We start from the raw sequence: 21347 nt of genomic DNA on the forward strand, positions 1-21347 counted from the left end.
AACGGGTGAAGATCCGTAGGGCGGGCGGCGCGGGCCGCACTACGCTCGGCTGCCATGCTCCTCAGTGTCGTCATGTCCGCCCGCCATGCCCACGGGCATCTGAGGGCCGCTCTGGACTCCGTCACCGGGCAGGCGGCTCCCGGGGGCGGGCCGGTGGAACTGGAGCTGATCGCCGTGGGCTCCGGCGACCCGGACGGTGCGCCGGAAGCCGCCGTCGCCCGCGAGTGCGCGGCGCGCGACCCACGGCTGAGCGTGCTGCTCCTCGACGGCCCCTGGGACGCGGGCGCCGCCCGCAACGCCGGTGCGGCGGCCGCCCGGGGGACCTACCTGCTCTTCCTGGACGGGGACGACCTGCTGCTCCCGGGCGCGGGTGCGGAGATCGCCGCACGCCTGGCGGCGGACCGGCCGGACGTGCTGCGCGTGGGGCACGACAGCGTCGACTGGCGGGGCACACCGCTGCCGGGCCCGGCGGTACCGGCCGCCCGCGGCCAGGTGGTGCGCCGGGCCTTCCGGGACGAGGCCGGGCTCCACTTCACCGAGGGCCTGTACGGCGACGTCGTGCCCGTCCACCGTGCCCTGTTCCTCGCCTCCGACGCGGGCACTCTGGCCGTGCTGGACCGGATCTGCGTACGCCACCGGCCGCGCCGCAGGGGCACACCCGCCACGACGCCCGGCCGCGCCCACTTCGCCGTGATCGACGCCCACGCCCGGCTGGCCGGCGCGACCGGCGGCGACCCGAGAGCCGCCGCCGCGCGCACCGCGCACCTGACGGCCGTGCTGGGCGACCGGGGCCGCATCGCCCCGGCCGACCGCGCGGCCTTCTTCCGGGCGGCCGGTCTGCCCGGCCCGTACGCCGCGCACCGGGTCCGCGAAGCCGTCGGCGCCGGGCGCACCCGGGCGCGCGCCGTCCTGCGCGCCGTCCACAAGTCGGTGCGCGCCCGGCTGATGCGGGTCCTCTACCGGGCCGACCTGCACCGCCCGCTGGATCCCGGCCTCGCCGTCTACGGGGCCTACTGGAACAGGGGCGTGGCGTGCAATCCCGCCGCCGTCTACGCCAAGGCCCGCGAACTGGTCCCGCACATCAGGGGCGTGTGGGTCGTCTCCTCGCGCCACCGGGACCGGATGCCGCCGGGCGTCCCGTACGTCATCGAGGGCTCGCGCGCCTACTGGCGGACCATGGCCACGGCGTCCTACCTCGTCAACAACTCCAGCTTCCCCGGCGGCTTCACGAAACGCCGGGGCCAGGTCTACCTGCAGACGCACCACGGGACGCCGCTGAAGACCATGGGCCTGGACCAGCACCCGTATCCCGCCCTCACCAACGGTGTCGACTTCGGGCGGATCGTGGCCCACACCGACCAGTGGGACTTCAGCCTCTCCGCCAACCCGCACAGCTCCGAGGTCTGGGACCGGGTCTACCCCTCGACGTACGAGCAGCTGCCCTACGGCTATCCGCGCAACGACGCCCTGTGCACCGCCACGGCCGAGCGCACGGCGAAGATCCGGGCGGATCTCGGCATCGCACCCGGCGCGACCGTCCTGCTGTACGCGCCGACCCACCGGGACTACCGCAGGGGGTTCGTCCCGCTGGTGGACGTGGAGCGCCTCGCCCGCGAACTCGGCCCCGGGGGAGTGCTGCTGGTCCGCGCGCACTACTTCTACGGGCGCTCGGCCGGGACGGGGACGACGGAGCGGGTCGTCGACGTCACCGGGCATCCGAGCATCGAGGAACTCTGCGTCGCCGCCGACGCGTTGATCACCGACTACTCGTCCCTGGTGTTCGACTACGCGTGCCTGGACCGGCCGATCATCACCTACGCACCCGACTGGGAGGCGTACCGGGCATCGCGCGGGACCTACGTCGACCTGCTGTCCGGGCGTCCGGGTGACACCCCGGGGGTGGTGGCCACCACCCAGGACGAGCTGTTCGAGGTGCTGCGCACCGGCGCCTGGCGTTCGCGGGAGGCGGCAGCCCTGCGCGCCGCCTTCCGCAGCCGCTTCTGCCCGTACGACGACGGCGGCGCCGCGGAGCGCGTGGTGCGGCGGATCTTCCCGGTGCGCTCCGGCTGAAACCCGGGGTGTCCTCCGCTCCACGCCGTCGTTGTGTTCAACAGCGCGCGCACACGGCAACGTTGGGAGAGGCACATGCACCGGTCCGCCTACGAGCAGATGCGGATCTGCGTCGAGGAGTACCTGCCCAAGGACCGCAGGCACCGTGTCGTGGACCTCGGCTCGCGTATCTCGGGGAAGCAGTCCCGCACCCACCGGGGGCTGCTCGCGGAGCACGACATCGACTACTTCGGGGTCGACGTCCTCGACGGGCCCAACGTGGACGCGGTCATGGAGCGCCCCTACCGCATCCCCGCCCGCTCCCGCAGCGCCGACGTCGTCCTGTCCGGGCAGGCGTTCGAGCACATCCCGTTCTTCTGGGTGTCCATGATGGAGATCGCCCGGGTCCTCAAGCCCGGCGGCCACGCCTTCATCACCGCGCCCTCGCGCGGCCACGCCCACGACGCCCAGGACTGCTGGCGCTACTACCCGGACGGCTTCCGGGCGATGGCGGCGTACTCCGGCCTCGAACTCCGCGAGGCCTACACGGACTTCCCGCCCACCAGGGGAATCTGGCACGACTACGGTTCCATCGACGCGAAGGCCGCCTACTGGGGGGACTCCGTCGGGGTCTTCCGCAGGCCCCTTCGCTACCGCGGGCTGACCATGTTCGCCGTGCGGGAGGCGGCGGTGTGGTGGGCGAACCGGGTCGGCGGGGTGGACCGGGTCCCGCTGCCGCGCCCGCTGGACGGCCGCGAGCTCTGCGGGAGGCCGGACACGCGTACGGCCCCATCAACCACAGGTTGACGAAAGATGACATGAGCCGCAAAACGCGCGTACTGTCCCGCCCCATGGCTTGGCGCAACGCCGTCAACGGCGTCCTTCAGCAACTCACCGGATACCAGCTCAGGCGTGCGACCGTGCCCGCTCCCCGGTCCGCCCCCGCGGCCCCCGCCGTGGCGAAGCCGGCCCCCGCGAAGACCGCCGCCGTGAAGAAGCCGCAGTTCCCCGCGGACTACGACGACGAGGCGAAGGACATCATCCGCGCGGTCAAGCCGTACACGATGACCTCGCCGGAGCGGCTCAACGCCTTCGTCCTCGCGACCCGGCACGTCGTCAAGCACGGCATCCCCGGGGACATCGTCGAGTGCGGGGTATGGCGCGGCGGTTCCATGCAGGCCTGCGCCAGGACGCTGCTGTCGCTCGGTGACACCGACCGCGACCTCTACCTCTTCGACACCTACGAGGGCATGACCCCGCCCACCGCGGAGGACCTGCGGCGGGACGGCAGGCCGGCCCGGGAACTGCTGGACGCCCAGGGCAAGGACCGGCCCATCTGGGCGGTGGCCTCGCTGGAGGACGTACAGGCCGGGTTCGAGCAGGTGCCGTACCCGAAGGACCGCGTCCACTACGTGCAGGGCAAGGTCGAGGACACCGTCCCCGGGCAGGCGCCGGAGCGGATCTCCATCCTGCGGCTCGACACCGACTGGTACGCGTCGACCAAGCACGAGCTGGAGCACCTCTACGGGCGGCTGGTGAGCGGCGGAGTGCTGCTGATCGACGACTACGGCTACTGGCAGGGGTCACGCCAGGCCGTGGACGAGTTCCTGGAGGAGACCGGCGCGCAGCTGCTCCTGCTGCGCATGGACGAGGGCCGGATCGCCGTCAAACCCTGAACGCGCAGGCCCCGTTGCGTTGCGAGCCCCGTGCCTCACCGGCACGGGGCTCGTTCCATACAGAGGACGTCCGTCGCAGAGGGCGTCCGTCCGTCCCCCCGGAAGGATCGTGCGCACCGCCATGGCACCCCGTCTCACCGTCGTCGTCCCGCTCTACAACGTCGAGGACTACCTCGGCGCCTGCCTCGGCTCACTCGCCGGGCAGACCATGGCCGACCTGGAAGTCGTCATGGTGGACGACGGTTCGACGGACGGCAGCGCAGGCGTGGCCAGGGAGTACGCGGGGAAGGACCCGCGCTTCCGTCTCGTCAGCCAGAAGAACGCCGGGCTCGGGGCGGCCCGTAACGCCGGCGCCGGACAGGCCCACCCCGACGCCGAGTTCCTGGCCTTCGTCGACAGCGACGACGTCGTGCCGCCGGACGCCTTCGCCCTGCTGCTGGGCGAACTCGACGCCTCCGGCTCGGACTTCGCGACCGGCAACGTCCTCAGACTGCGCGCGGGCGGCACGCTCGAACAGTCCCCGATGTTCCGCAAGCCCATGGAGACGTCCCGCCGTGCCACGCACGTCACCCGGGACTGGATCCTGCTCGGCGACCGCATCGCGTGCAACAAGGTGTTCCGCAGGTCGTTCTGGGACCAGCACGCCTTCGCCTTCCCGACGGGGGTCCTCTACGAGGACATCGCCGTCGTCCTGCCCGCGTACTTCCTCGCCCGGAGCGTCGACGTCGTGGCCGCGCCGGTCTACCACTGGCGGGACCGGGACGGCTCGATCACCACCCGGCGCGCGGTCGCCCGGGGCATCCGCGACCGGGTCACCGCGGTCTCCACCGTCAGCGGGTTCCTCGCCGGCCGGGGCATGGCCGAGGCGAAGCGGCGCTACGACGAGCACGCGCTCTCCGGCGACCTGTGGCTGTTCATCGAGGCCCTGCCGGACGGCGACGAGAGCTTCCACGAAGCCTTCCTCACCCACGCGAACGCCTTCGCCGACACGGTGGACCCGGCGGTCTTCGACGCGCTCCCGCTGCACCTGAGGGTCAAGTGGGCCCTCATCCGGCAGCGCAGGACGGCTGAACTGCTCGCCCTCCTGGCCCACGAGTCCACGGACCGCGACACCTTCCACGTCCGGGGCACCCTCCGCCCGAGGGCCGCCCATCCGGGGGTCGGGGACCCGCTCCCGCGCGGCGTCACCGCGCTGTCCGCCGCGGACCTCCCCGTGCACGCGCACCTCACCGAGGCCGTGTGGCGGGAGGGGCTGCTGCACCTCAAGGGGTACGCGTACGTGCGCAACGCCCCCGGCAGGTCGGCGGGGACCGGCTGGCTCCGGTCGGGCCGCAGGGTGATCCCGCTGCGGCTGCGCCGGTCCACGACGGACGAGGCGGCGGCCGGCTCCGGCCGCTCGCTGCACGGCTACGAGCGTTCCGGCTTCGAGACCGTCGTCGACCCGCGGCGCCTGGCGGGCAGGCGTACGGCCCGGGGGGTCCGCACCCTGTGGAAGCTGGAGTCCGTCGTCGTCGGAGCCGGACGGCCACGCCGGGGCCCCATGCGCCTGCTCGGCAATCCCGCGGCGCCCGCCGTGCGGTACGTCGACGAGCGGACCCGGGTCGTCCCCCTCCTGTCCGGCAACAAACTGGAGCTGCGCGCCGAGCGGATCGACGCCGTGCTCGCCGGGCACCGGGCGACGGAGGCCGGCGACGCGGTCCGGATCGCGGTGCGGATGCTGGGCCGGGACACGGCGACGGCCCTGCGCATCCAGGAGTGGCGCACCAAGCAGACCAGGGAGTTCCCCCTGGCACCGGGCGAGGACACGGACGGCCGGGGCTTCTTCGCCGAGGTCCCGCTGGAGGCCTTCCCCGGCACCGACGGGGACTGGGGCGTCCAACTGGTCGGCGGGGCGCGCCGGCTGACGGTCGCCGCCCGCCCCGAGACGGAGGCGGGACGCTACCCGCTGGCCGGCGGCCGCGAGGTGTACGCCGCGGCCAACCCGTCCGGTGACCTGGTCCTCACGGACCGGGCCGTCCCGCCCGTCGTCGCGGACGTGTCGTGGACCGAGGACGGCGGGCTGGTCCTCGGAGGGACGTTCCCGGCCGCGCCGGAACGCGGGGTGGAGCTGGTGCTGCGCCACAGCGGCCATCAGGAGGAGAGCACCTTCGCCGTGGAGCGCGAGGGGGCGGCCTTCCGCGCCGCGCTCTCCCCCTCGGCCGTCGAGGGCCCCGCCGGCACGCTGCCGCTCGCCGAGGGCCGTTGGTACCCCTTCCTCCGGGAGCGGGGCGAGACCGATCCGGACCGCTACCTGCCGCTGCGGGTGGTCCCCCAGCTGCACGCCGGCCTGCCGCTCCACCGCGACGCGCGAGGCCGCCGCTTCACCCTGGAGCGGCGCTTCCACGACCGGCTCTGCCTGTCGTCGGGCAGCGCCCTGCCGGTGCGCGACCGGGGCGCGTTCGGGCAGCGCCGGCTGCGCGCCCGGTATGCGGAGGCGCGCGGAGCGGGACTGCGGGACGCCGTCCTGTACTCCAGTTTCGACGGGCGTCAGTTCTCGGACTCGCCCCGGGCCGTCCAGGAGGAACTGGCCCGCCGCGACACCGGCGTCGAGCACCTCTGGGTGGTGCGCGACCAGCAGGCCGCCGTGCCGGCCGGGGTCCGGGCGGTCGCCCTGCACAGCGCCGAGTGGCACGAGGCGCTGGCCCGCAGCAGGTGGATCGTGACCAACACCCAGCTGCCGGAGTGGTTCGAGCGGTCGGAGGGGCAGTTCGTCGTCCAGACCTGGCACGGCACCCCGCTCAAGCGCATCGGCCGCGATCTCGCGGGCACGGCCTTCGCGGACGCCGCCTACATCGAGTCCATGCCCCGTCGGGCCGCGCAGTGGAGCGTCCTCGTCTCGCCCAACCGCTTCTCCACCCCGGTCCTGCGCCGCGCGTTCGGGCACACCGGCGAGGTGATGGAGTGCGGCTACCCGCGCAACGACCTGCTGTACGCCCCCGACCGTGCGAAGACCGCCGCCGCCGTCCGCCAGTCGCTCGACGTGCCCGACGGCAAGCGGGTCGTCCTGTACGCCCCGACCTGGCGCGAGGACCGCCCCAGGCGGAGCGGGCTGTACGGACTGGATCTCCAACTGGACCTGGAGCAGGCCCGGAAGGCCCTCGGTGACGATCACGTCCTGCTGGTGCGCCGCCACTACCTCGTCGGCGGCAGCATCCCCGGAGACGACTTCGTCCGGGACGTCTCGCGCCACCCCGACGTGGCGGAACTGCTGCTGATCAGCGACGTGCTGGTCACGGACTACTCGTCCCTGATGTTCGACTTCGCCCAGACGGGACGCCCCATGCTCTTCCACACCTACGACCTGGAGCACTACCGGGACACCCTGCGCGGCTTCTGCTTCGACTTCGAGAAGCGGGCGCCCGGGCCCCTGATCACCGCGTCGGCCGACGTGGTCGAGGCGCTGCGCGACCCGGACGCCGCGACCGCGGGACACCGCGACGCCTACGCCGGGTTCCGTGAGTCGTTCTGCGATCTCGACGACGGGACGGCGTCGGCCCGGGTAGTGGACCGCATGCTGAAGGGGGACCGGGCATGAGCGCCCCCGACTTCAGCTGTGTCGTCACCGCCGCGGAGTGCGGGCAGGAGGCGCTGCGCGCATCCGTGGAGTCCGTCCTCGGCCAGAGCCTGCGTGCCGTCGAGGTCCTCGTGGTCCTCGCCCCCGCCGCGCCCGAGGGGGTGCGGAAGGCGGCGGGATCACTCGCCGAGGGGGCCGCCGGCCGCGTCCGCGTCGTGGAGGCCGGGGCGGATTCCGTCGCCGTCCTGCGCAACGCGGGCCTGGAGGAGGCACGGGGCACCTATGTCCTCGTCCTCGACGCCGGCGAGTGCCTCCAGCAGCACGCCTGCCGCAACCTCCTGGAGGCCGGGACGCGCACCGGGGCCGATCTGGTCGCCGGGCGGTGGAGCCGGCTCACCGAGGACGGGACCAAGGAGCGCGAACCCTCCTGGCAGCAGAAGCTGTTCGCCGGCTCCAGGACCGTGCGCCGTTTCACCGACGCCCCCGAACTGGCCGTGCACGACGCCCTGGTGTCCGGATTCTGCGTGCGCCGCGACGCACTGGAGCGGCACGCCCTGCGCTATGCCGGGGACCTCACCCGCAGCGGGATCCTCTTCGGACCTCTCGCGGCGTCCGTGGTCGGCCGCATCGCGCTCGTGCGCCGCCGGATCGTCTCGGGGAGGGCACTGCCCGACGACGGGCGTGACCTCGCCGGACTCGTGGAGGCACACCGGCGGGTGTGCCACGTCCTCGTCGCGCAGGGGCTGTCGGGGCTCCGCGAGGAGCGGGACCGCGCCTTCCTGCGGGACCGGCTCGTCCCGCTCGTACGGACCTTCCCCCAGCGGCCCGCCGCCGAGCGGACCAGGATCGCCGCCACGGCCTCCCGGGTGCTGCCCGACTGCGTCCCGGACGCGGCCCTCCTCACCCTGCCGCCCGTCGAACGCGTCGCCGTGCGGCTGCTCCAGCACGGCGACGCGGACGGGGTGCTCGGCGCGGCGTACGCCCTGCGCCGGCGGGGCACCGTGGCCGCACCCCTCTCGACGGGCGAGGACGGACGCGTCCACTGGGGCGACGGGACCGACCCCGCGCTCGACGTCACGGAACTCGGCCACCAGTACCGCGTGTTCGGCGAGCTGAAACTGATGAACCGGCTCACCCGCTACCAGGCCGACGGCCGCGGGGTCCTGCTCCGGGGGCGGATCGTCCTGCCCGGGCACACCGGCCCCGACCCGGACGGCTCCCTCGGCGCCCATCTGGAGTTCCGGGTACGGGACGGCGCCCGCGCCTTCCGCGTCCCCGTGGACGACCTCCGGGCCGACGCCACCGGCATCGACTGGTCGGCCCGCTTCGACCTCACCGGCGCCGTCCGCCCGCTGGGTCCGCGCGACACGGTCTGGGACGCCCGGATGGTGGTGGACGACGGGCGGACCCGCTCGGTCAGCGACCTCTTCGCCGCCCACGACCTCGTCGGCCCTGACGACCGCTCACCCGCCCGGCCCCGGCTGGGCGTGCTGACCGGCGACACCTGGCAGCCCTACGTCACCACCCGGGACCATCTGGCCCTGCGCCTGGAAGCCCGCCGGAGGCCCGCACGCACGGCCCGGCGGCTGGTCCACTACGCCACGCACTTCCGCCCCGCGCGCCGCGTCAAGCTCCTGGCGCGGGCCCTCGGCAGGCGGCGGGACCGGCTGCAGGCCCGGGGCCTCAAGGCCTCCGTGTACCGCTCCTGGCTCCTGAGGCTGCCCGTGCGCCGGGGCAGCGCGGTCTTCGAGAGCCACATGGGAAGTTGTTACGGCGACAGCCCCCGCGCCGTCCACGAGGAGGTGCGCGCCCGGGGCCTGCGGCTGCGCTGCGTGTGGGCGTACGCCGACTCCCCGGAGGGCTTCCCGGCGGACGCCCGGCTGGTGCGCCGCTGGTCCTGGCGGTATCTGTGGGCCCTGGCCAGGGCGGAGTACTGGGTCGACAACCAGGGGTTCCCGCAGAACCTCGACAAGCCCCGGGGCACCACCTACCTGCAGACCTGGCACGGGTCCGCGTACAAGCGCATGGGCTTCGACGAGACGCGGGTGCGGATGCAGAACGCCCCGCAGCGCGAGCGGCTCCAGCAGGCGGTGGGCCGGTTCGACCACTTCCTCGTCCGCTCCCCGCACGACGAGCGCACCCTGGCGCGCGCCTACCGGCTGCCCGAGGAGACCCTCCTGCGGACGGGGTACCCGCGCAACGACGTCCTCCTCGCGGCGCGTGCCCGGGACGAGGCGGAGGGGCGGCTGCCGCGCCCGCCGCTCGCGGCCGGGCTGGGCCTCCCCGACCACCGCAAGGTCGTGCTGTACGCCCCCACGTTCCGGGGCGGTCCCGGCCGGCGCAGGCGGCAGCGGCTCCTGCTGGACGCGGCGCGTTTCGCGGAGCGCTTCGGCGACACGTACACGCTGCTGGTGCGGGCCCACTACCTGGAGGCGGCGAGCCTGCCGCCCTGCCCGCCCGGGACGGTCGTCGACGTCTCGGGCCACCACGACGTCAGCGAACTCCTCGCGCTCACCGACGTGCTGGTCACGGACTACTCGTCGATCATGTTCGACTTCGCGCTCCTGGACCGCCCGATCGTCCTGTTCGCACCGGACCTCGACGCGTACGCCGCCGAGCGGGGCAGCTACTTCGACCTGCGGGAGAAGGCGCCGGGGCCCGTGACCGAGACCGAGGACGAACTCTTCGCCGTGCTCGCCCGACTGAAGAGCGCGGACACCGGGTTCCAGGACCGGCGCGCCGCCTTCGCCGCGGAGTTCGGTGCCTACGACCGGGGGGACGCGGCCCGCGCGGTCGTCGACACCGTGTTCGCCCGGCACCTCGCCCCGTCCCGCACGACCCGTACCGGGGAGGACCGCTGATGAGCGGCAGCCGTGAACGCGATGTCTTCATCGTCGCCAACAGCACCGACGAGCTCGGCGGGGTGACCGGCTGGGCGCACCGCATGGCCCACCTCTTCCAGGAGGCGGGCCACCGGGTGCACACCGTCGGCGTGCACGCCTCGGAGCGGAAGATGGCCCTGCCCGAGGCGCCCGCCTACCCCGTCACGGCCCTGTATCCGGCGCACCCGCCGACACCCTGGGCCCCCCAGGGGCTGCGGGACCGCTTCCGGGTCGCCGCCCGGCGTGCCGAGGCCGCGCGCGTCGCCGAGAAGCGGCGGGCCGTCGCCCGGCTGTCGGAGATCTTCCGGGCGGCCCGGCCCGGCGGGGTGGTGATCGTCAGCCAGGTGTGGGCGATGGAATGGGTCGGCGAGGCGGACACGTCGGGCCTGCGCGTCATCGGCATGAGCCACGAGTCGTACGACTACTCGAAGGCGAGCCACCGCTACCGCTGGATCAAGAACCACTACACGGCGCTCGACCGCTGGCTGGTCCTCACGGCACAGGACGCCGACAGCTGGGCGGGCGACGGGATGAACAACGTGGGTTTCATGCCCAACGCCCTGGCCTCCCTGCCCGAGGTGCCCTCGCCGCGCCGGGAGAAGTCGGTGGCGAGCATCGGCAGGCTGACGGACCAGAAGGGCATCGACATGCTCCTGGACGCCTGGGCGCTGGTGGCCCCGCAGCGCCCTGAGTGGCGGCTCGACGTCTACGGGACGGGCGAGGACGAGCAGGCCCTCAGGGAACAGTGCACCGCCCTGGGCCTGGACGGCTCGGTCGGCTGGCGGGGGCGTACCGACGACGTCCCCGCGTCGCTCGCGGGCTCCTCCGTCTTCGTCCAGTCGTCCCGGGGCGAGGGCTTCCCGCTGGCCCTGATGGAGGCGATGGCGAACGGGCTGCCGTGCGCGGCCTTCGACTGCGCCCCGGGCGTGCGCGAGATCGTCCGCGACGGCGAGGACGGTCTGCTCGCACCGCCCGGGGACATCGGCGCGCTCGCCGACCGGCTGCTGCGGCTCACCGGCAACCCCCGCATGCGCGACGCCATGGGCGACCGTGCGCGGATCAACGTCCAGCGCTTCTCCGAGGCGGAGATCATGTGCCGCTGGGAGGAGCTGTTCGCCTTCCTGGAGCGCTGACCTACGGGGCGTACGGGGGCGGAGCACCCATCCCGGGGCGCGGCCGTCCGCCGCGCCCCGGACGCCTCAGCCGTTGGTGTACTCCCGTACGGGCACCTGCCGGGGCACCCCCGCCGGTCCCCGCCCCGTCAGCGGCGCGGGGACCGGCAGCCCCGAGGTGTCCCCGAGGAAGACCCGGCGCACCACGCGCTCGGCGGCGTGCCCGTCGTCGTACGGACAGAAGCGGGCCCGGAAGGCCGCCCGGCGCTGCGCGGAGCGCGGTCCGCGCCAGTGGTCCGTCGCGAAGATCTCGTGCAGCTCCTCCTGGTCCCGCGCCACTGCCCCGGGCGGGAAGCCCGCCGGATCGAAGTACGTCCCCCGGGCCGCCTCGTACGCCTGCGCGTCCTCCAGGTGCAGGACCACCGGACGGTCCAGGTTGACGTAGTCGAACATCAGCGACGAGTAGTCCGTGATCAGCCCGTCGGAGGCGAGGCAGAGCTCCTCGACGGACGGGTGGGCGCTGACGTCGATGATCCGCGGGTGCCGGGTGTGTCCGGCGGTCGCCCTGGCCGTCGCGTCCAGGTAGTGGGAGCGCGCCAGGATCACGAAGCGCGGGCCCAGGACGCGGACGAGCTGTTCCAGATCCAGGGAGTGCCGCTGCTCCCGCCGGTAGTCGCGATGGGTCGGCGCGTAGAGCAGGGCCGTGCTGCCCGGGGGGACGCCGAGGCGCTCGCGCAGCCGGGCGGCCTGGTCCGGGGCCGCGCGGTGGAAGACGTCGTTGCGGGGGCTGCCGTACTCCAGCGTGGTGTAGCCGGACGGATAGGTGCGCTCCCACACGAGGGTGGAGTGCTGGTTGGCCGAGAGGGAGAAGTCCCACTTGTCGACGTTGCGCAGCAGCTGCTCGAAGTCCATGGACCCGGCGGCCGCGGGGCGGTGCACGAGGTCGGTGCCCATGGTCTTCAGGGGGGTGCCGTGATGGGTCTGCAGCAGCACCTGGCCGCGTCGCTTCACCAGTCTGCGGTCGAAGTTGACGTTGTTGACGAGGTACTTGGACCGGGCCAGGGCGGTCCAGTAGGCGGCTGTGCCCGGATGGAGCACCCGGGTCGCCTCGGGAACCGTGTGCGCGTCCTCGGGCCGGCAGATCCAGGAGGTGCGGATGCCCGGAACGAGCGCCCTGGCCGTGGCCTCCAGCGCCGCGGGACTACAGGTGTAGCCGCGGTGCCAGTAGGCCGCGAACACCGCGTCCCCCGCCCTCACGGGGAGGCGCAGCTGCACGCGGTAGTGGAGCTGCAGAGCCGCCCCGCGTGCCGCCCGGCGCGCGGCCGATCCGGCGCGCCCGAGCCGGGTGCGCAGCCGCTGGGCCGCCCAGAGCGCGCGGTAGGTCCGGTGGGCGCCGAGCCGGAACAGGGCGTGCCGCAGGCGCGCGCGGCGCGGCACCGGGGCGCCGGGGGTGCGATAGCGGCGGCAGTGGGCGCGGGCCCGGCGGAAGAACTCACCCCGGGTACCGCGCGGAAGGCGCCCCCGGGACGTGAAGAGCGTCGAGAAGTGGTCGAGCATCCTGCGGAATATCACCGGGCGCCAGTCCGCGAGCGCGGGCCGGGAGTCGATGAAGGCGAAGACGCGGTCGTACTGGTCGAACACGTCGAAGTGGCGGCGGGTGGTGGTGGAGAGGATGTTGCCCCGGCGCCGCTGGCGGTAGCCGACGCAGACGGTGTCCAGGACGGCGATCGACCCGGCGGCCATGAGCACGGGGTACGTCCACGGGGTGTCCTCGTAGTAGCCCGGCGGGAAGGTGAATCCCTCCGCCTCGACGAACTCGCGCCGGTAGGCCTTGTTCCAGACGACCATCAGGACCTTGAGCAGTTCGGGGCGGTCCGAGAGGCGGAAGGAGGCCGGGCCGGTCTCGGCGAGGTGCTGGGAGAAGGCGTTCCGCACGCTCTCGCCCGACCAGTAGGTGCGGGCGTAGTCGTAGACGAGGACGTCCGGGTCACCGGTGGCCGCCAGCCGGTCGGCGACGGCCTGCAGGGCCTCGGGGGCGAAGGTGTCGTCACCGTCGAGGAAGAGGAGGTAGTCCCCGGTGGCCCGGGCGACCCCGGCGTTGCGGGCCGGCCCGAGGCCGGAGTTGTGCGGCAGGTGCACGACGGTGACGCGGGGGTCACGGACGGCGTACTCGTCGGCGATCGGGCCGCAGGCGTCCGGTGAGCAGTCGTCGACCACGATGATCTCGTAGTCCTTGAAGGACTGGTCCAGCACGGAGTCGAGACACGCGTGCAGGTACGCCTGGACCCGGTACGCGGGCACGATGACACTGAACCGGGGCACAACACATCCAGGGGGCGCTCGCGGGCGGGCAGGTGGCCCGCAAACGGCCGATGGAGTGACTTGGTTACGCCGGACGTGGCATTCGGGGGAAGTACGAGGTAGGGCGGCCCGAACGAGAGTGAACGGGCCGCCCTGGTGTTGACGAACGTCTGTGCTGTTCGGTCTCTCCTGCCTGTCCGGTCCCTCCTACTTGACCGCGCCCGCCATCACTCCGGAGACGAACTGCCGCTGGAAGGCGAAGAAGACCGCCAGCGGGATCACCATCGACACGAACGCGCCGGGCGCGAGCACGTCGATGTTGTTGCCGAACTGCCGGACCTGCTGCTGCAGGGCGACCGTGATCGGCGGGGACTCCGAGTCCGCGAAGATCAGGGCGACCAGCATGTCGTTCCACACCCAGAGGAACTGGAAGATCCCGAGCGAGGCGATCGCGGGCCCGCCGAGCGGCATCACGACCCTGGTGAACAGCCGGATCTCGCCCGCCCCGTCCAGCCGTGCGGCCTCCAGGAGTTCGCGGGGGATCTCCGCGAAGAAGTTCCGCAGCAGGAAGATGGCGAACGGCAGGCCGAAGGCCGTGTGGAACATGATCACGCCGAACGTCGTCTCGAAGATCCCGATCGTGCCGAAGAGTTCGGACACCGGGATCAGCGCGACCTGGACGGGGACCACCAGCAGTCCCACGACCAGCAGGAACCACCAGTCCCGTCCGGGGAACTCCATCCAGGCGAAGGCGTATCCGGCGAAGGAACCGATCACGACCACGAGGAAGGTGGCCGGGACGGTGATCAGCACCGTGCTGACGAGGGAACCGGTGATGGTCGAATTGTCCAGCAGGCGCTGGTAGTTGTCGAAGGTGAGCTCGGACGGTGCGGTGAAGACCTTCCACCACCCGGTCGCCGCGATGTCGTCGGCGCCGCGCAGCGACGACAGCAGCAGCCCGATGGTCGGCATCAGCCAGAACAGGCCCACCAGGACGAGGAAGACCCGCATGCCGCCGCCCCCCGCCCGGGCGGCGATCCGCGCCCCGAGGGACCGTCCGGCACGGGGCACCGCCTCGGCCCGCGGTCCGGGTCCGGCCTTCGCCACCTCGGTCGTGGTCATCGGCGCCCCTCCTTCCGAATCCGGCGCACGTTGAACAGCATCACGGGGATCACCAGCAGCAGCAGGAGTACGGCGATGGCGCTGCCGACCCCCGGATCCGCGTCCGTGCCGAACGACGAGCGGTACAGCTGCAGGGCCAGGACGTTCGCGTCGTCCTGGGACGATCCCGGCGCGATGATGAAGACCAGGTCGAAGATCTTCAGTACGTTGATCATCAGGGTGACCAGCACCACCGCGAGCACGGGCGCGAGCATCGGGACGGTGATCCTGCGGAACACCTGCCACTCGTTCGCGCCGTCCACCCGTGCCGCTTCGAGGAGTTCGCGCGGCAGGCCGGCCAGCCCCGCCGCGATCAGCACCATCGCGAAGCCCGCCCACATCCAGACGTAGCTGCCGATGATCCCCGGCGTCACCAGGGAGGGCCCGAGCCAGTCGACCCCGTTGTAGGGCTCGCGGAAGTTGTCCGCCGGGAGCCGGAGGACCGCCCCGTCCGCCGAGGCGGGCAGGGTGAACACGCCGTCGGCGCCCGCTGTGGCGGTCGCGACGACCTTGCCGCCCTTGACCGCCTCCACGGTGATGCCCTTGAGGCCCAGCTCCCGGGGGTCCACGAGGTTGGGTCTGCCGCCGCCGCCCTTGGTGAAGTCGAGCCAGGCCGTCCCGGTGATCCCCTCGCCGGAGGGGGTCGCCGCCTTCGCATGTGCCGCGTCGCCGGGCATCTTCGAGGGCACCACACCGACGAGCGGCAGGCTCACCGGTTCACCGGCACGCACGGTCTCCTTCGTGACGAAGGAACCGCCGCCGCCCGCCTTCAGCGGATGGACGGGCAGGGGATGCGCCTTGGGGAAGCCGGACGACTCGGCGAACGTGTCGTGCACGCCCACCGCCACGGCGTTGGCGACGCCGCGCTCCGGCGCCTGCTCGTACACCAGCCGGAAGATGATCCCGGCGGCCAGCATCGAGATCGCCATCGGCATGAAGACGATCAGCTTGAACGCCGTACCCCACCTGATCCGCTCGGTGAGCACCGCGAAGATCAGCCCCAGGACCGTGGACACCGTCGGGGCGAACACGACCCAGATCGCGTTGTTCCTGACCGCCGTACGGATGGTGTCGTCCGTGAACAGCGCCTTGTAGTTGTCGAGGCCGGCGAACCCCGTGCCCGCCTGGTCGAGGAACGAGCGGTAGACGGAGTAGACGATCGGGTAGACGACGAGGGCGCCGAGCAGCACCAGGGCCGGCAGGAGGAAGGACGCGGCGACGGCCCTGCGGGTGCCGGTCACGCTTCGGCGCGTCCGAGTGCTCGTGCCGGGACGCTTGTCGGCGGGGGGCGCGGCCTGCGCGCCCCCCGCTGTCGCAGTGGTCATCCCGTCAGCTCTTGTACGCCTTGGCGGCGTCGGACTCCAGTTTCGCCTGGGTCCCGGCGATGTCCTTCGGGTTCTTGAGGAAGTCCTGGAGCGTCTTCCACTCGCCCTTCCCGGGCGTCCCGCCGAACGACTGGGGTGCCTGGTCGGACATGTCGAACCTGACGTCGTCCCCGGCCGCGATGAGGGCCTCGGCGATCTTGCGCTGTACGTCGTTCGGGTAAGCGGCCGTGTCCAAGGCCTTGTTGGGCGAGATGAACCCGCCGGCCTCGGCCCAGATCCTCGCCGCGTCGGTGGACGCGAGCCAGGTCAGCAGCGCCTGGGCGCCCTTGCCGTCCTTCAGCGCCACGGCCGCGTCGCCGCCCGTCACCACGGGGGAGTCCGCACCCACCGCGGGGAACGGGAACACCTTGGCGTCCGTGCCGATCTTCGCCTTGGTCTGCGCGATGTTGACGGCCACGAAGTCGCCCTCGAACACCATGGCGCCCTTGGGCTGGTCGCCGCCGGTGAACGTCTGGGTGACCGAGACGGGGAACTCGGTCTGCAGTGCGCCGTCGGCGCCCCCGGAGATCAGGCTCGGCTTGCCGAACAGTTCGGCGAGGGTGGTGAGGGCGTCCTTGACGGAGGGGTCCGTCCACTTGATCTCGTGCTTGGCCAGCTGGTCGTACTTCTCCGGCCCGGCCTGCGAGAGGTAGATGTTCTCGAACCAGTCGGTGAGCGTCCAGCCGTCGGCGCCCCCGACCGAGACCGGGGTGACACCCGAGGCCGACACGGTCTCCGCCGTGGCCAGGAAGTCCTTCCAGGTCTTCGGCTCACTCGCGCCCGCGTTCTCGAAGGCCTTGGCGTTGTACCAGACCAGGGACTTGTTGGCGGCCTTGAAGTAGACGCCGTACTGGGTGCCGTCGACCGCGCCGAGGTCCTGCCAGACCTGCGCGTAGTTCTTGCCCAGCTGGGCCTTGGCCTCGGCGCCCACCGGCTTCGCCCACTTCTTCGCCACGGCCTGCTGGATGGCGCCCACCTGCGGGATCATGGCCACGTCCGGGGGCTGGCCGCCCGCTATCTTCGTGCCGAGGAAGTTGACGATCGGGTCCTGCGCGGGCACGAAGGTGACCGTGGCGCCCGTGCGCTTCTCGAACTCGTCGAGAACCTTGGTGAAGTTGGCCTGCTCGGGGCCCGTCCAGACCGCCGCCACCGAGATCTTCTCGCCGTCGAGCTTGGGCAGGGTGACGCTGGACGCGCTGTCCTCGCCCTTGCCGGAGGCGTCGCCCGACTTGTCCTTGCCGCTGCCGCCGTCGTCACCGCAGCCGGTGAGGGCCAGCGCGCCGATCGCGGTGAACACCACTGCGGCCCTACGCATTCGAAGGGTTGTGCGCATCTCTGCCCCGTTTCTTCTGTGCGCATGTACGCGAACCGGCACCGACCGCTGCTCGCCGCAGTGTCGTCCACGTCCTCCGCCGGCCCGGTTCGCGTCGTCCGTGCGCACAGTCCTACGCCCGGCGGACCAGCGCCGCAATACCGTCTTCGCCCTCAACTCGGTGATCGTGATGGGCTCGTGACGTCACGTCGAAACAGCGCCGAACGGGGAACGTCCGTGAGCGACGAGGGCGCGCCGAGGCGCCGGACGGCGTGGGCCCGGCGTGTCCCGGCGGCGGGGCCGGGCGTGTTCCGACGTCGGTGGATGTCAGGAGTGCGGGAGCAGCGGGGGCAGCGGCCCGGCGTTCACCGAACGGGCCGCGCGTTCCAGAGCGCTGGCCAGGAGGGCCAGGTCCGTGGGGCCGTTGCCCAGCTCGCGGACGGGCCGGCGGGCGGGCGGATCTCCCATCCGCTCCCACTCCAGCGGCACGACGGTGGGGCGCTGTGTCGCCGTGCGCGGGATGCGGCCGGTGACGCGGCCGCCCTGGAACGGAGTCACCCTGCCGTCCGGATGCCCCAGCCGCCCACGGCCCGGCGCGGGCTCGTCCGGGGACGGGGGCACGACGGGCGGGTCGAGCACGATGCGCAGCCGGGCGCCGCGGGCCAGCTCGGTGTCCTCGGTGCGGTCGGGGCGGGCGGACGTGGCGACCAGATGGACGCCGAGACGGCCTCCGTCCCTGGCGACGGCTTCCAGGACCCGCACGACCGACCCGGCGGACGGACGTCCCGGACTGCCCAGCGCCGGGGCGACCAGGGCGTCGAAGTCGTCGGCCAGCACGACCAGCCGGGGCAGCGGGGAGGGGCCCGGGTCCACGGGACGGGCCGCGGCGGGCCGCAGCCGCAGTGTGCCGCCCGCCGGTGCGTCGGCGTCGCCGCGCTGGTCGGCGGCACCGGCGGGGCGCCGGCCGGGCTGCGGTGCCCGCGACTGCTCGTACCGCGCGTGCCATGCGGTGAAGTCCAGGTCCCCGAGCAGCTCCGCGCGGCGCTTCAGCTCGCCGCCGAGCGCCTGGGCGAACTCCCGCATCCGGACGGGGTCCGAGGCCACGAGATGGGTGAAGACGTGCGGCAGTTCGGTGCACGGGCTCAGGCCCTCGCCGCGCTCCCCGTGCTCGCCGCCCGCTCCGTCGATCAGGAGGATGCCGAGCCGGTCCGGCCGGGCGGCCGACGCCAGGGAGGCGGCGACGGCGCGCAGCAGCTCCGTACGGCCACTGCCGACCGGGCCCTCGACCAGGAGGTGCGGTCCCTCGTCGGCCAGGTCGACGGACAGCGGACCCCGGGGGCCCGCCCCGAGCACGAGCACGGGGCGCCCCGCGTAGTGCGTGGAGGGCGCGGCGGCGGGGGCCGTGCCGTCGCTGTCACGCCGCTGGGCGCCGATCCGGGGGGAACCCTCTTCGCCGGAGCCCGCCGGGTAGGGGGAGCCGCCGGAACCGGAGCTGGTCGGCCCGCCGCCCCGGAACGGGGTGTGCTCGGGGGATTCGCGGGGGGCGCCGACCCGCGGGCCCGTGCTCAGGGTGCGGCCGGAGCCGGCCGGGTCCAGATCGGCGCCGGGCGCCTGCGGGCGCACCGTCGCGCCGGGCTGGTGCTCGGCGGTGGAGGCCCACCGGGCCATCAGGGAGGCAGGTGTGGCCCGGGCCAGACCGAGCTCGTCCAGCAGACGGGCGGACGGGGGCAGCGCGGCGGCGGCCATCGGCCGCCCGTTCAGGGAGGCGGAGCCCTCGTCCCGCAGCGGGGCCAGCGCGCGCCCGAACCGCTCGGCCCAGGCGGCCGAGACCGCGTCCACCGCGGCGACGGTGCCGTGCCCCGCGGCCTGGCCGCCCGCCGTGCGCAGCAGCCGCAGCGCGGTCGCCACGTCGCCGCTCAGCAGGGCCACCGCACCGCACTCGCGGAAGGCGATCGAGGCCCGGCAGGCGCTGTCGTAGGTCGCGGTGACCGGGGAGGTGGGGGAGGCGGCCGGTGTCTCGGCCAGACAGATCAGGTGGATGCCGGCGGCCGCACCGGAGCCCGCGAGCGCCGCGGTGGTCTCGCGCAGCGACGCGGATCCCGGGTCTCCGTCGACGATCACGACGGTTCGGGGCCCGGTGTGCCGACGGGCCGCCGCGGCCACCGAGGACCGGTCCGCGCTGGCCCAGCCGGGACCCAGGGGGCTCTCCTCGACGCGTCGGGCCAGCTCCGCCGCGCGGGCGGCGGCCTGCTCGCGGTCGTACGCGAGGAGCAGCCGGCAGTCCTGGCCGTGCATGGGGCGCAGGTGCGGCAGCCAGCCGAGCCAGGACCATTCGCGCCGCCGCTCCTCCGGGCTCCGGGCGCGGTCCGCGCTGATCAGCACGATCTCCAGGTCGAACGGGGAGTGCAGCGCCGCGAGCTGCGCCACGGTCGAGCGGACGAGCCCCGACAGCCGGTCGCGGGGTCCCGCGAGGCCGAGCGAGCCCGCCTCCCGGAGGCCCACGGTGACCGGCACGGCGGGCAGGTCCGCGCGCTCCGTCGTGCCCAGGCGCACGACCAGGGCCTCGGGGTGCGCGGTGTCGCGCTCCCACAGGCGCGGGCCGGGGCCGAGTGCCGTCAGGAGCACGGTCGCGGGGTCCGGCCAGGTCCCGGCCGGGGCCGAGGGCGCGGGGGCCGGGAAGGTGTGCGGAGCGGCGGAGGGCCCGTCGGCCCGCACCGCGCCGTGGGGCGATGCGTGGGCCGTGTCGTTCCTGCCGCCGGTGAGGCGCCGGGCCCAGGCCCCTATGCCGCCGCGTCTCGCGGTTCCGCCGTGGGTGGGGCCGGCGTCGTGGCCGTGGGTGCCGTCGAGGTGGGCGTCGTGGCCGGACGGGCCGTCGTCGAACGGGTCGTGGGCGCTCCGCCCCGAGGGCGCGGCGCTGTAGCCGTGCGTCTCCCCGTCGGTGCCGGCGTCCGGTCCGTGGACGCCGGCGTCGGGCCGGGCGACCCGGAGGTGACCCTCGCCGTCCGGCGCCGTCGTGAGCGCGGGCGTACGGGTGCCCGAGGTGAGGCGGAGCGTGGACTCGCCCAGCCGCAGCAGGGCGCCGGGCAGCAGCGGGACCGGGCGGCCGCCGACCTCCGCGCCGTCCAGCGAGGTGCCGTTGGTGGAGCCCAGGTCGGACACCGAGACCCGGCCGTCCCGGGAGACCGTGACCGCGCAGTGCAGCCGCGACACGTCCGGGTCGTCCAGCGGGACGTCGGCCTCGGCGGAGCGGCCGATGCGGATCTGCCCGCCGTGGAGCAGGTGGACCCCGCCGGCATCGGGTCCGGCGATCACGTGCAGCCGTGCCGGGACGGCGTCGTCGGCCGCCTCGTCCTCGCCGGGCACCTGGAGCGAGAGCACGGCCCCGTCGACCAGGGGCGGCTCGCCGAGGGCGCAGCGCTGCGGGTCCAGACGCTCGCGTCCCGCGTACAGCACGGTGGCGCCGCCGCCGAGGGATCCCTCCGGGCCGGACACCGCGGTGGCCAGCCCGGAGGCCACGGCCGCGAGTGCCGTCCCCGCGGGGGCGGTGACGAGCACGTCGCAGGCGCGCGCGGGGGTCTGGCCGCTGCGCGGCGCGAGGACGGTCAGCCGGATCTGCATCGCGTCGGCGGTCCCTTCTGCGCGGGGTGCCGGCAGGGGGAGACGCCCTGTGATTCCCCCCACCCGGCACGGACGCGTCGTCCGGTTCAGGTCGTCACGGAGCGTGAGTCCCCCGACCCCACGGTTCCGTGCTGCTGGCATCCTCGCACCTGCCACCGACAACACGCCCGGGGGTGACCGCTAAGTGATCTTGATTGGCCGAGTACGGGTGCAAAAGTGCCTGCTTGGTCCTGCCCGGGACGTGCTGCACACTCGTTCGGCAACCAACTCTTCCGTGTCGGCGTCTTCCCCCGAACACGACCGGAGGACGACCGGCCGG

At 73.6% G+C, this 21347-nt stretch carries 11 protein-coding genes; 6 read left to right on the top strand and 5 right to left on the bottom strand.

From position 1 onward, the window contains the following. Nucleotides 1-54 precede the first annotated feature (54 nt). From ACFYY2_RS19655 to ACFYY2_RS19680, 6 genes are all read left to right on the top strand, one after another. Nucleotides 55-2070 carry a CDP-glycerol glycerophosphotransferase family protein gene (locus tag ACFYY2_RS19655; protein ID WP_388744420.1) on the top strand — a complete coding sequence of 672 codons (2016 nt, stop codon included), beginning with the start codon at nucleotides 55-57 and terminating at the stop codon, nucleotides 2068-2070. A 75-nt stretch (nucleotides 2071-2145) separates the two neighbouring features. Beyond that, complete coding sequence (locus ACFYY2_RS19660; RefSeq protein WP_388744422.1) at nucleotides 2146-2856, top strand: methyltransferase domain-containing protein; 711 nt, start codon at nucleotides 2146-2148, stop codon at nucleotides 2854-2856. Between the two features lie 11 nt (nucleotides 2857-2867). Further along, the gene (locus tag ACFYY2_RS19665) at nucleotides 2868-3725 is read left to right on the top strand and encodes a TylF/MycF/NovP-related O-methyltransferase (protein WP_388744425.1); all 858 of its coding nucleotides are present in this window, start codon (nucleotides 2868-2870) and stop codon (nucleotides 3723-3725) included. 121 nt (nucleotides 3726-3846) lie between these two features. After that, nucleotides 3847-7299: a CDP-glycerol glycerophosphotransferase family protein gene (locus ACFYY2_RS19670; protein ID WP_388744428.1), complete on the top strand. Its 3453-nt coding sequence runs from the start codon at nucleotides 3847-3849 to the stop codon at nucleotides 7297-7299. Then, nucleotides 7296-10139: a CDP-glycerol glycerophosphotransferase family protein gene (locus ACFYY2_RS19675; protein ID WP_388744431.1), complete on the top strand. Its 2844-nt coding sequence runs from the start codon at nucleotides 7296-7298 to the stop codon at nucleotides 10137-10139. Before ACFYY2_RS19670 ends, ACFYY2_RS19675 begins: the two co-directional genes overlap by 4 nt. Then, on the top strand, nucleotides 10139-11293 hold the full coding sequence (locus ACFYY2_RS19680) for a glycosyltransferase (RefSeq protein WP_388744433.1): 1155 nt from the start codon (nucleotides 10139-10141) through the stop codon (nucleotides 11291-11293). Before ACFYY2_RS19675 ends, ACFYY2_RS19680 begins: the two co-directional genes overlap by 1 nt. A 66-nt stretch (nucleotides 11294-11359) precedes the next feature. Here the strand turns inward: ACFYY2_RS19680 and ACFYY2_RS19685 are convergent, their stop codons facing one another. The 5 genes from ACFYY2_RS19685 to ACFYY2_RS19705 form a co-directional block, all read right to left on the bottom strand. Continuing rightward, nucleotides 11360-13594: a CDP-glycerol glycerophosphotransferase family protein gene (locus ACFYY2_RS19685; protein ID WP_388744436.1), complete on the bottom strand. Its 2235-nt coding sequence runs from the start codon at nucleotides 13592-13594 to the stop codon at nucleotides 11360-11362. A gap of 186 nt (nucleotides 13595-13780) precedes the next feature. Beyond that, the gene (locus tag ACFYY2_RS19690; RefSeq protein ID WP_388744438.1) at nucleotides 13781-14695 is read right to left on the bottom strand and encodes a carbohydrate ABC transporter permease; all 915 of its coding nucleotides are present in this window, start codon (nucleotides 14693-14695) and stop codon (nucleotides 13781-13783) included. After that, nucleotides 14692-16059: a carbohydrate ABC transporter permease gene (locus ACFYY2_RS19695; protein WP_388744440.1), complete on the bottom strand. Its 1368-nt coding sequence runs from the start codon at nucleotides 16057-16059 to the stop codon at nucleotides 14692-14694. The genes ACFYY2_RS19690 and ACFYY2_RS19695 overlap by 4 nt, the downstream gene beginning before the upstream one ends. A gap of 4 nt (nucleotides 16060-16063) precedes the next feature. After that, complete coding sequence (locus ACFYY2_RS19700; RefSeq protein ID WP_388744443.1) at nucleotides 16064-17431, bottom strand: ABC transporter substrate-binding protein; 1368 nt, start codon at nucleotides 17429-17431, stop codon at nucleotides 16064-16066. Nucleotides 17432-17737: 306 nt separating this feature from the next. After that, nucleotides 17738-21028 (bottom strand): FHA domain-containing protein, encoded by a 3291-nt coding sequence (locus ACFYY2_RS19705; RefSeq protein WP_388744446.1) that lies wholly within the window; start codon nucleotides 21026-21028, stop codon nucleotides 17738-17740. Between the last annotated feature and the right edge of the window lie 319 nt (nucleotides 21029-21347).

The organism is Streptomyces sp. NPDC001822 (assembly GCF_042892135.1).
GTDB lineage: Bacteria > Actinomycetota > Actinomycetes > Streptomycetales > Streptomycetaceae > Streptomyces.

What these genes read in the sequence shown, in the direction of transcription:
- ACFYY2_RS19675 (WP_388744431.1), top strand. Translation starts at nt 7,296, where the DNA reads ATGAGCGCCCCCGACTTCAGCTGTGTCGTCACCGCCGCGGAGTGCGGG.
- ACFYY2_RS19690 (WP_388744438.1), bottom strand. Translation starts at nt 14,695, where the DNA reads ATGACCACGACCGAGGTGGCGAAGGCCGGACCCGGACCGCGGGCCGAG.
- ACFYY2_RS19665 (WP_388744425.1), top strand. Translation starts at nt 2,868, where the DNA reads ATGAGCCGCAAAACGCGCGTACTGTCCCGCCCCATGGCTTGGCGCAAC.
- ACFYY2_RS19700 (WP_388744443.1), bottom strand. Translation starts at nt 17,431, where the DNA reads ATGCGCACAACCCTTCGAATGCGTAGGGCCGCAGTGGTGTTCACCGCG.
- ACFYY2_RS19695 (WP_388744440.1), bottom strand. Translation starts at nt 16,059, where the DNA reads ATGACCACTGCGACAGCGGGGGGCGCGCAGGCCGCGCCCCCCGCCGAC.
- ACFYY2_RS19655 (WP_388744420.1), top strand. Translation starts at nt 55, where the DNA reads ATGCTCCTCAGTGTCGTCATGTCCGCCCGCCATGCCCACGGGCATCTG.
- ACFYY2_RS19660 (WP_388744422.1), top strand. Translation starts at nt 2,146, where the DNA reads ATGCACCGGTCCGCCTACGAGCAGATGCGGATCTGCGTCGAGGAGTAC.
- ACFYY2_RS19680 (WP_388744433.1), top strand. Translation starts at nt 10,139, where the DNA reads ATGAGCGGCAGCCGTGAACGCGATGTCTTCATCGTCGCCAACAGCACC.
- ACFYY2_RS19670 (WP_388744428.1), top strand. Translation starts at nt 3,847, where the DNA reads ATGGCACCCCGTCTCACCGTCGTCGTCCCGCTCTACAACGTCGAGGAC.
- ACFYY2_RS19705 (WP_388744446.1), bottom strand. Translation starts at nt 21,028, where the DNA reads ATGCAGATCCGGCTGACCGTCCTCGCGCCGCGCAGCGGCCAGACCCCC.